The organism is Trinickia sp. (assembly GCF_051961175.1).
GTDB lineage: Bacteria > Pseudomonadota > Gammaproteobacteria > Burkholderiales > Burkholderiaceae > Trinickia.
In genome coordinates, this window is sequence record NZ_JBQCDN010000071.1 from 1 (window position 1) to 9,592 (window position 9,592).

Sequence of the window (9,592 nt, forward strand, 5' to 3'; positions counted from 1 at the left end):
AAGCGCACCATGGCCGCTTTCGAATCGAGCATCGCTTCGTCCATGTTGATGTCGATGATCTGCGCGCCGTTTTCGACCTGCTGCCGCGCGACGGCCAGCGCATCGTCGAATTTGCCATTGAGAATCATGCGGGCGAACGCTTTCGAGCCCGTGACGTTCGTGCGTTCGCCGACGTTGATGAAAAGCGCGCCGGAGGCGACGTTAAACGGCTCGAGGCCGGCAAGGCGCATCATGTGTTCGGTCATGGTGTTCGTCGATGAATGGCGGTGGAACGCGGACAATAGTGCAGGGCGATGCGCTCGCGTCAAGCCGCGTCGCGATAGTGTGCCCACGCGCGCGGCTTCACACCACTCAGCGCCTTGGCTATCGCCGCGATGTGCTCCGGGGTGGTCCCGCAGCAGCCGCCGGCGAGATTCACGAGCCCCGCTTGCGCGAATTCCTTCAACTGCCGCGAGGTGTCCTCGGGCGTCTCGTCGAAGCCCGTGTCGCTCATCGGATTGGGCAGGCCCGCGTTCGGGTAGCACGACACGTAGGTATCGCAGAGCTTGGCGAGCTCGGCAATATACGGGCGCATCAAGGCGGCACCTAATGCGCAGTTCAGCCCGAACGTGAGCGGCTTGGCATGGCGCAGGGAATTCCAGAACGCTTCGACCGTCTGCCCGGACAGAATCCGGCCCGATGCATCGGTCACGGTGCCGGAGATCATGACGGGCAGCACTTGGCTCGTTCGCTCGAACAGTTCGTCGAGCGCGAACAGCGCGGCTTTCGCGTTGAGCGTATCGAAGATCGTTTCGACGAGGAACAAGTCCGCCCCGCCGTCGAGCAGCGCTTGTGCTTGCTCGTAATACGCCGCGCGCAGCTCGTCGAAGGTGACGTTGCGCGCACCCGGATCGTTCACGTCGGGCGAGATGCTCGCGGTTTTCGGCGTCGGCCCGATGGCGCCGGCGACGAAGCGCGGCTTGTCCGGCGTCGAGTATTTGTCGCACGCCGCGCGGGCCAGCTTGGCCGATTCGAGATTCATCTCGCGCGCGAGCGATTCCATCCCGTAATCGGCCTGCGCGACCGACGTGGCGCCAAACGTGTTCGTTTCGATGATGTCGGCGCCCGCCGCGAGATACTGCTCGTGAATCTCGCTGATGATCTGCGGCTGCGTGAGTGACAGCAACTCGTTGTTGCCCTTGATGTCACGGCCAAAATCCTTGAAGCGCTCGCCGCGATAACGCGCTTCGTCCAGCTTGTAGCGCTGGATCATCGTGCCCATTGCGCCGTCCAGAATCAGGATGCGCGATGCGAGCAGCGAGGGCAGCGCCGCGCCTCGCGTGTAGTGCGTGCCGCTTGCAGTCGAAGCGGCGGGCGATGCGGCGGGAGCGGCGGCGGACGAATTCATGGCGAGCGGGCTCATGCGTAATCGGGGGAAACCGTCATTGTAGCGGCAGCCGGGTACGCCTGCCGGACGGGCACCCGCTGCCCGGCCCGCAAAAGAAAACCCCGCCCGGTACGCCGGACGGGGTTCGATGGGGATGTCGTGCCGCCTTGCGGCCTGGGCGGCCCGTCAGTGCAAGACGACGGGCTGGGTCATCAGGCTGTCGAATTGACCGAGGAACTCGTCGACTTCGTCGAGTGTGGGCTCTTCTTCGATCAGCTTTCGGACATGCTCGCGAAATTGTGCCGCCATCGCGCCGTCGATGAAGATCTCGCGCTGCGTGTTCTTGTCTACGATTTCGTAGCCACCTGAATTCATCGCCAGGTGTTCCGCTTGCGGGGCGAACTCGACGACACAGTAGTTGGGGCTGTTGTAGATCATTTGCATGGCGACACTCCTTATTCCTGTTGGCTCCTGGCCGTTTTCCGCCCTGTACTTGGAGCGTGTTGTATGGAATTTCAAGGGGTGGGTCTTAAACGGCGCTTAAAACGGGTTGGAACATTCCACCTAAACGTACGTTCCGTGCGTCGTCGACCTACAAAGTTAGACCCCAACCATACAAAACGTTCGAGCGGCAAGGGAAAACATCGAGGATCGTCCGTGTGCCTCGATACATTGGATAACGGCACGCGCGGCTCACCAGTTTAGGGGTGCTCGCGCACCGGCCCGACTTCAGCTGCCTGGGCATCGGACGAGTCATCCGGTGTCTTTCCCATCGCGGACGCATTTTCCGCGCCCGGGGGCCTCAAAGGCCCGCGCCAGACAAGTTCGATCTGCGAGCCGTTCGGTTCCGTCTGCATGATTCGTACAGGCAGCCAATCCAGCGAGGGGGCCAGCCAGACGTCGATCCGGCGCCGGTCTCCCTCGTGCCGCGGCAATCTCATAAAGTGGCGCGCTTCGATTTCGCCTTCGGCAGTCAGAATCGATTCGTCGCCGATCGTCTCGATCGGCCAATGTTCGCCGCTGTCGTCGTCGGCCACATAAAACGAGCGGGTGACGCCGGGTTGGTACGCGTCCGGGTCGCCGCGCACCAGGCTTGCAAGCTGCATCACCATGCTGAACCGGTCCTGCGCGCCGTCGGGCAGCGCGAGCGTGGCGCTCGAGCGCGTGAAGCCGATGCGTTTGGCTGTGCGGTCAAACGTCGTGACGTCCTGCGGGCGGCGTCCGCGCTTTTCGATGTAGCGCTCGGGGGCAAGGCCGAACGCGTCGATGCGTCCATGGCTTTCATACGAGAACGTGCCGACGAACGGCAATGGGACCGATACGATCATCTCGTAGCGATGGCTATCGCTCGCCCAGTGGATCGTGCCGGGCGCGTTTTCCACCCCGTTGTAAAACGTGTTGTAGTGCAGATTGCCCGAGGGCGGGACCGAGAATCGGGCGCCTGCCGCCCGTGCGCTCGCGGGCACGGTGGCTGTGGCGGGTCCGGCAGGTCCGGCAGCCGTTGCGGACGTACCGGCGGCGGTATCGGCATGGGCCGCGGACCCTTCGGTTTCGCTCGCTGTCTGGACGGCAGCCGCGTCGGGGCCGATACGTGCGGGGGCCAACGCATGGAGCACGGGCGCTTGCCTTCGCCCCGGCCCCCGCGCGGGCGGCTCAGGACGCGCCGCGGCCGGATGCCGGAGCGAAGGATGGGCCCGGTCGCGCGCGATCGGTTGCGGCGTGAGGAGTGCGACTTGCACCGGCGGTTTGACTGCTTCAGGCGCGGGCGCATCATGCACCCGCTCGAACCAGACGACGGCGGTGCCGTGCAAGACAACGGCCGCCGTCAATGCGAGGCCCCAGCGCCACGCACGGCGATGCACGCCGCTGGAAGCGGGAGCGGCACGAGCGGCATCGAAAGACGATAGATACGACATGGCGATAGGTTCGATCGTCGATCGAACGGCGGCCAAGGGCGCCGGGACGATCCGAGCTGCACGGACAAACCGACATCATGCCTGCAAACGGCGCGCCGCGCCGAGGGCCCCCGGCGTGCCCGTTTTTGGGGCGGGCGATCCTCGCGTTATCGTGTGGCTTCGCTGTAGCCCAGTTCGTACGACAGCTTGCCGGCGCAGACCTTCAGCGCCTGCGCGATGTCTCCCTCCCAGGAGAGGTCGAAATCCCCTTCGTGCCCCAGTGCAATCAGCCCGAGCGCGAGATCGCCCGAGGCGTCGAATACGGGCATGCAAAAAGCGTGAATCGTCGGCAACAGCATGCCGGCTACGCGCGCCGCGCCGTGAGCGCGTACTTCGTCGAGTACGCGTTCGAGGTCGGCCTCGCTGCGCGGCCCGGTCGTATGCGCGGAGCGGCGCGAATCGGACAGCTCGCGCTCGATCATCGGGGCCGTCTTGCCGCGCGGCAGATAGGCGGCAAATAGCAGGCCCGTGGCCGAGCCAAGTAGCGGCATGACGTCGCCGAGCTTCAGCGATGCCTTCGCCGGATGGCTCGACTCTGTCCAATGGACGACCGTCGGCCCGAGATTGCCCCAGACGGCGATGCCCACGGTGACATCGAGCCGGTCGCGCAACTCGCCGAGTGCCAGGCGTGCAAGCTTGACGCCGTCTACCCGCGCAAGACGGGCCAGGCCCATCTGCAGCGCGAAGCCCCCAAGCTCGTAACGGCCCGATACCGGGTCTTGCGCGACAAGGCCGAGCCGCAGAAAGCTCACGAGATAGCGGTGCGCCTTCGCGGGGCTCATCTGCGCGCGCTTGGCGAGATCGCGCAGCATCATCGCGCGAGGCTCGTTCGTCAGGACCTCCAGCAGGCGAAATCCCACTTCGATCGACTGAATGCCCGAGCGCACTTTCTCTTCGCCGTCCGCGGCGTCGTCGAGCGCATCGGACGCATCAGATACATCGGCCTGCGCGGGATCGGGCATGTCGGGAGAGGGAGAAGGCATCGCGGGCATGGACAGGTAAAGAGGACCGAAGGCGGAAAACGACGAAACCAACAACGAAACAAACAACGAAACAACGACGAACCGGCAAGCGCGAGGGCCGGGGCGCGGTATCCTCGGCCGAGCTAGGCAGGCCCGCCATTCACCATCGTAAAATAGATTCCCTCTATCGTCATCTCACGGTTCCGATCTCCGCTTTCATGAAACTTGCCACGCTCAAAGACGGTTCACGCGACGGTCAACTGATCGTCGTCTCGCGCGATCTGCGCACGGCTGCGATCGCCGACGGCATCGCTCCGACGCTGCAACGCGCGCTCGACGATTGGCCCTTCTACGCGCCGCAGCTCGCGGAGCTGTCCGATGCCCTGAACCAGGGCCGCGCCCGCCACGCGTTCGCATTCGAGCCGAAGGACTGCATGGCGCCGCTGCCGCGCGCATTCCAGTGGGCGGATGGATCCGCCTACGTCAGCCACGTCGAACTCGTGCGGCGCGCGCGCGGCGCGGACATGCCGCCCGAGTTCTGGACCGATCCGCTGATGTACCAAGGCGGCAGCGACGACTTCCTCGGGGCGGCCGACGACATCGTCTGCGCCTCGGAGGCCTTCGGCATCGACTTCGAAGCCGAAGTGGCCGTGGTGACTTCCGACGTGCCGATGGCGACGGCGCCCGACGCGGCGCTCAAAGCGGTGCGGCTCGTCATGCTCGTCAACGATGTCTCGCTGCGCAATCTGGTCCCGGCCGAACTCGCCAAAGGCTTCGGCTTCTTCCAAAGCAAGCCGGCCACGGCGTTCTCGCCCGTGGCCGTCACGCCTGACGAGCTCGGCGAACACTGGCGCGAAGGGCGCCTGCAGCGGCCGCTGATCGTCCATTGGAACGGGAAGAAAGTGGGCCAGCCGGACGCCGGCGTCGATATGGTGTTTCATTTCGGGCAGCTCATCGCGCACGCGGCGAAAACGCGTAATCTGCGCGCCGGCTCGATCGTCGGCTCGGGTACCGTGTCGAACAAGGATGAGAAACGCGGCTACTGCTGCATTGCCGAAAAGCGTTGCCTCGAAACGATCGCGAACGGCGCACCGCAGACGGAATTCATGAAGTACGGCGACACGGTCAAGATCGAGATGTTCGACGAGGCCGGCAAATCGATTTTCGGCGCGATCGAGCAATCGGTCGTCCCGCTTGAGCGCACGCGGTAACCCACCCGGTGCTTGCGCAGGCGATACTGCCGATACTGCGAAAAGGCATTTCGTGTATTGCATGCTTTCCGCGCCGGGTTTGGCCCGATGCGAGGCCGCCCGCGCGGGCCTAAACTGACGATTGAGCAACGGCCCCCGCGGGCCGTTGCCCCACCCCGACGAGCCGATACGGATGACCGACACGACACCTCCCGACGATCTGGCGCTCTACGCGCACTACCGCTCGCTGCGTGTGCGGCGTCATCCGCATGGCGTGCTCGAAATCGTCATGAGCGGAGAAGGGATGAACAAGAGCGCGCTGGCAGCGGCCGACGACCGCATGCATCGCGAACTCGCCGAAATCTGGCGCGACGTCGATCGCGATCCGGATACGCGCGTCGCCGTGATCCGCGGCGAGGGCAAGGGCTTTTCGGCGGGAGGCGATCTGAGCCTCGTCGAGCAGATGGCCGACCGCTTCGACGTTCGCTCGCGCGTCTGGCGCGAGGCGCGTGATCTCGTCTACAACGTCATCAATTGCAGCAAGCCGATCGTCTCGGCGATGCATGGGCCTGCCGTCGGCGCCGGGCTCGTCGCCGGCTTGCTGGCCGATGTGTCGATCGCGGCCAACGATGCGCGCATCATCGACGGACACACCCGCTTGGGCGTGGCGGCTGGCGATCATGCAGCGATCGTATGGCCGCTGCTGTGCGGGATGGCCAAGGCCAAGTACTACCTGCTGCTGTGCGAAGCCGTGAGCGGGGCCGAGGCCGAGCGGATCGGGCTCGTATCGCTGGCCGTCGACGAGGCCGACTTGCTGCCGAAGGCGTTCGAGGTGGCGACGCGGCTGGCGCAAGGCTCGCAAAGCGCGATTCGCTGGACGAAATACGCGCTGAATAACTGGCTGCGCATGGCGGGGCCCACGTTCGACACGTCGTTGGCACTCGAATTCATGGGCTTTTCAGGCCCGGACGTGCACGAGGGTATCCGCTCGCTGCGCGAGCGCCGTGCGCCGGAGTTCCCGGGCGGCGACGCGCTTTCCTGATTCTGAACGTCTCTTCACGCATACCCTCTCTATCGAAGGAGCACTCGATGACCGACACCGCCGGCGACAAACCGCCGTTCCCGGGCTTCCCGGGTTTTCCGCCCGCCGAGATGCTGGACAAGATGTGGGACATGATGCGCCTGACGCCGTTCGGCGCGGCGTTTCCCGGAATGCAGCCGGGTACGGCGCAAGGTTTCAGCTCGCCGCTATCCGCGATGTCCGACATGATGTCGCCGCTGATGAACGTCGAGGAGCTCGACAAGCGCATCACGGATATGCGCGCCGTCGAGCAATGGCTCAAGTTGAACTTGAGCATGCTGCAATCGGCCATTCAGGCGCTCGAAGTGCAGCGCGCGACGCTATCGACACTAAGCGCGTTCGGCGCATTCGCGAAGGCATCGATGACGCAGCCGGCCGAGAGCGCGCGCGCGGGGGCGCAGTCCAGTCCCGCGTCGTCGTGGAGTCAGTCGACGAGCGCCTGGCCCGGCCGGTCGAGCGACGCGAACGCGGGCCAGCCGGCGGGGGCGGGCGAAAGCGGCGGCGCCGAGCCGGTCGACGAAGCCTCGGGGGCGGGCGCGCAGGCCGGTGAGACCGGTGGTGCCGCGTTCGATCCGTCGGGCTGGTGGAATCTGCTGCAGTCGCAGTTCAATCAACTCGCGGCCTTTGCGATGACGCAGCCGGGCGGCGCCGAAGAAGCCGGCTCGGCGCCGGCTTCTTCCAAGAAGGCGGGCAGTGACGGTGCGCCGCGCGCCAAGGCGGCCGCCGAGAAGCGCGCCCCGTCGTCCGAACCGCCGTCCAAGCCGGCGGCCAAGCGTCCGAGCGCGCGCAAGAGCACGGCCAAGCCCGCCTCTTCTGCCGCCGCGCGCGGGGAAAAATGACGCTCCGCGGTCAGCACCGCTTTAGCCGCGCCGCGCGGGCCGCGCGCGGCGGGCACGCTTTCGTTCGCCCCATGGGTTGTGCTCCGTGCGGTTAGCATTGGTCTTGATGGGCGGCGGCGCCCGCGCCGCGTATCAAGTCGGGGCGCTCAAAGCACTCGCACAGATCGCGCACGAGGTGGCGCCGCTTGAGCGCGCCTCGCCCTTCACGATTGTGTGCGGCACATCGGCGGGGGCCATTAACGCGGCTTCGATTGCGAGCCACGCGGACGATTTCGCATTGGGCGTGGGCCGGCTCATCGATTTTTGGTCGCACATCCGCGCGCGGCAGGTTTATCGCACCGATTGGCGCGGTGTGGCGGCGGCCGGCGCGCGCTGGCTCGCGGCAATGAGCTTCGGATGGACGGTCCGGCGTTCGCCGCGCGCGCTGTTCGACAACGGTCCACTGGCCGATCTGCTGCAAGGCGCGCTCGACTTCGCACGGATCGGCGATATGCTCGACGCGCACGCGCTGCATGCGCTCTCGATCACGGCGCTCAGCTACTCGAGCGGGCGGCATCTGACGTTCTATCAAGCGGAGGAGCCGATCCAAGCCTGGCGGCGCGCTCAGCGCGGCGCGCGGATGGTGGCGCTCAAACCGTCGCACCTGCTCGCTTCGGCGGCCATTCCGTTTCTGTTTCCGGCGGTACCACTCGAACTCGACGGCTGCACCGAGTACTTCGGCGACGGTGCGATCCGGCAGATCGCGCCGCTCAGCCCTGCAATCCATTTCGGCGCGCAGCGTATCGTCGTGCTCGGCGCCGCGGCGCCGCGTCCCGAAGTGCCTGCGGCGGCGGGCCTTGAAAGCGGCTATCCGTCGCTGGCGCAGATCGGTCAACAAGTGCTCGCCAGCGTGTTTCTCGATTCGATCGGCGCCGACATCGAGCGTATCGAACACATCAACCGCATGATTCACCACCTGCCGCAGCACGTCGAACCGGAGAGCGGCTGGCGCCACGTCGATGTTCTGCCGATCGCGCCCAGCGAGCGGATCGAGCTGATCGCCGCGCGGCACCTCAAGCGTTTGCCGCTCACGGTCCGGGGGCTGCTGGGCGCCGTTGGCGGCAACCGGGCCGCGGGCGCATCGTTCGCGAGCTATCTGCTCTTCGAGGCCGAGTTCGCCGGCGAGCTGATCGACCTCGGATTTCGAGACACGCTGGCGCAGCGCGAGCGGCTGGCCGAGTGGATTCGCGCGACGCTGGACGACGCTCGCACGGGGGATGCGCCCGGGCCGGGCGGAGTGGCGGTGGGCGCATAGGCGCCGCGATCGAGCCCCTGAACATGGGCGACGATAGGCGGCGCATGGGGCGCGTTCGTCACGACGGCGGCTGGTACTGCGGCCCGTGCTATCATTTCAAAGATTACGATCCGTGGGCGAACACTGAAAACCATGAGCGCGGCAGGTCGTCGTGCCGCCGTCCGCAGGACCGGATAAATGGCCCGGCGCGAGGCGCGGCGCCGCGTCCGATCATCGCCCGAGGCGCCCGGCGCCTGCGCGCGAGACGTCTCGCCGCACGGCCGGCCTTGAGTTCGATCAATAAACGATCGTGATCACAGCGTAAAATCGTGTACTTTTCGCCGCATCGGCGCGGTGATCGGTCGCGTGCGGCAATCGTCATACGAGTTGGAATGGGCAGACCTGGGGTGGGACCTATGAACACCATGCTTTATCCGGAACTTTACAAATCGCTCGAGTCGGTCCGATGGGACATGGAGAAGGACATTCCCTGGGACACGTTCGACGCGTCGCTGTTGACCGATGAACAGGCGACGACGATCAAGATGAACGCGATCACGGAGTGGTCGGCCTTGCCGGCGACGGAGATGTTCCTGCGCGACAATCACCACGACAGCGACTTCTCGGCGTTCATGAGCGTCTGGTTCTTCGAAGAGCAAAAGCATTCGCTCGTTCTGATGGAGTACCTGCGCCGCTTCAGGCCCGAGATGGTGCCGACGGAAGCCGAGCTGCACGCCGTGCGCTTCGAATTCGATCCGGCGCCGCCGCTCGAAACGCTGATGCTGCACTTCTGCGGCGAGATCCGGCTGAACCACTGGTATCGCCGGGCTGCCGAATGGCACACCGAGCCCGTCATCAAGCACATCTACGAAACGATCTCGCGCGATGAGGCGCGTCATGGCGGCGCCTATCTGCGCTATATGAAG

9 protein-coding genes and 1 pseudogene are annotated in these 9,592 nt (G+C 65.6%); 5 read left to right on the forward strand and 5 right to left on the reverse strand.

What is annotated here, in order from left to right; all coding sequences use genetic code 11:
* The 5 genes from ACTHL0_RS03850 to ACTHL0_RS03870 form a co-directional block, all read right to left on the reverse strand.
* Positions 1 to 245: dihydropteroate synthase (locus ACTHL0_RS03850; RefSeq protein WP_440565267.1), on the reverse strand; the 245-nt coding region annotated here is incomplete at its 3' end.
* A 59-nt stretch (positions 246 to 304) separates the two neighbouring features.
* Complete coding sequence (locus tag ACTHL0_RS03855; RefSeq protein WP_440565268.1) at positions 305 to 1,387, reverse strand: homocysteine S-methyltransferase family protein; 1,083 nt, start codon at positions 1,385 to 1,387, stop codon at positions 305 to 307.
* A gap of 165 nt (positions 1,388 to 1,552) precedes the next feature.
* Positions 1,553 to 1,810, reverse strand: coding sequence for a BTH_I0359 family protein (locus ACTHL0_RS03860; RefSeq protein WP_440565269.1), 258 nt, complete (start codon positions 1,808 to 1,810; stop codon positions 1,553 to 1,555).
* A gap of 257 nt (positions 1,811 to 2,067) precedes the next feature.
* A complete protein-coding gene (locus ACTHL0_RS03865; RefSeq protein ID WP_440565270.1) occupies positions 2,068 to 3,282 on the reverse strand; it encodes a DUF3108 domain-containing protein in 1,215 nt (404 codons plus the stop codon).
* Between the two features lie 146 nt (positions 3,283 to 3,428).
* Entirely contained in the window at positions 3,429 to 4,313 is an 885-nt protein-coding gene (locus ACTHL0_RS03870; RefSeq protein ID WP_440565275.1) for an IclR family transcriptional regulator, read from the reverse strand.
* Between the two features lie 188 nt (positions 4,314 to 4,501).
* Here ACTHL0_RS03870 and ACTHL0_RS03875 point away from each other — a divergent pair, with 188 nt between their 5' ends.
* From ACTHL0_RS03875 to ACTHL0_RS03895, 5 genes and pseudogenes are all read left to right on the forward strand, one after another.
* Entirely contained in the window at positions 4,502 to 5,494 is a 993-nt protein-coding gene (locus ACTHL0_RS03875) for a fumarylacetoacetate hydrolase family protein (RefSeq protein ID WP_440565271.1), read from the forward strand.
* 172 nt (positions 5,495 to 5,666) lie between these two features.
* Positions 5,667 to 6,515 (forward strand): enoyl-CoA hydratase/isomerase family protein, encoded by an 849-nt coding sequence (locus ACTHL0_RS03880; RefSeq protein WP_440565272.1) that lies wholly within the window; start codon positions 5,667 to 5,669, stop codon positions 6,513 to 6,515.
* Positions 6,516 to 6,562: 47 nt separating this feature from the next.
* The gene (locus tag ACTHL0_RS03885; RefSeq protein ID WP_440565273.1) at positions 6,563 to 7,393 is read left to right on the forward strand and encodes a PhaM family polyhydroxyalkanoate granule multifunctional regulatory protein; all 831 of its coding nucleotides are present in this window, start codon (positions 6,563 to 6,565) and stop codon (positions 7,391 to 7,393) included.
* Positions 7,394 to 7,478: 85 nt separating this feature from the next.
* Positions 7,479 to 8,687 (forward strand): patatin-like phospholipase family protein, encoded by a 1,209-nt coding sequence (locus tag ACTHL0_RS03890; RefSeq protein ID WP_440565274.1) that lies wholly within the window; start codon positions 7,479 to 7,481, stop codon positions 8,685 to 8,687.
* A 395-nt stretch (positions 8,688 to 9,082) separates the two neighbouring features.
* A pseudogene (locus ACTHL0_RS03895) lies at positions 9,083 to 9,592 on the forward strand (ferritin-like domain-containing protein); the annotation flags it as partial.

Coding starts and splice junctions, on each gene's coding strand:
- ACTHL0_RS03875 (WP_440565271.1), top strand. CDS start 4,502: ATGAAACTTGCCACGCTCAAAGACGGTTCACGCGACGGTCAACTGATC.
- ACTHL0_RS03865 (WP_440565270.1), bottom strand. CDS start 3,282: ATGTCGTATCTATCGTCTTTCGATGCCGCTCGTGCCGCTCCCGCTTCC.
- ACTHL0_RS03880 (WP_440565272.1), top strand. CDS start 5,667: ATGACCGACACGACACCTCCCGACGATCTGGCGCTCTACGCGCACTAC.
- ACTHL0_RS03855 (WP_440565268.1), bottom strand. CDS start 1,387: ATGAATTCGTCCGCCGCCGCTCCCGCCGCATCGCCCGCCGCTTCGACT.
- ACTHL0_RS03870 (WP_440565275.1), bottom strand. CDS start 4,313: ATGCCCGCGATGCCTTCTCCCTCTCCCGACATGCCCGATCCCGCGCAG.
- ACTHL0_RS03860 (WP_440565269.1), bottom strand. CDS start 1,810: ATGCAAATGATCTACAACAGCCCCAACTACTGTGTCGTCGAGTTCGCC.
- ACTHL0_RS03885 (WP_440565273.1), top strand. CDS start 6,563: ATGACCGACACCGCCGGCGACAAACCGCCGTTCCCGGGCTTCCCGGGT.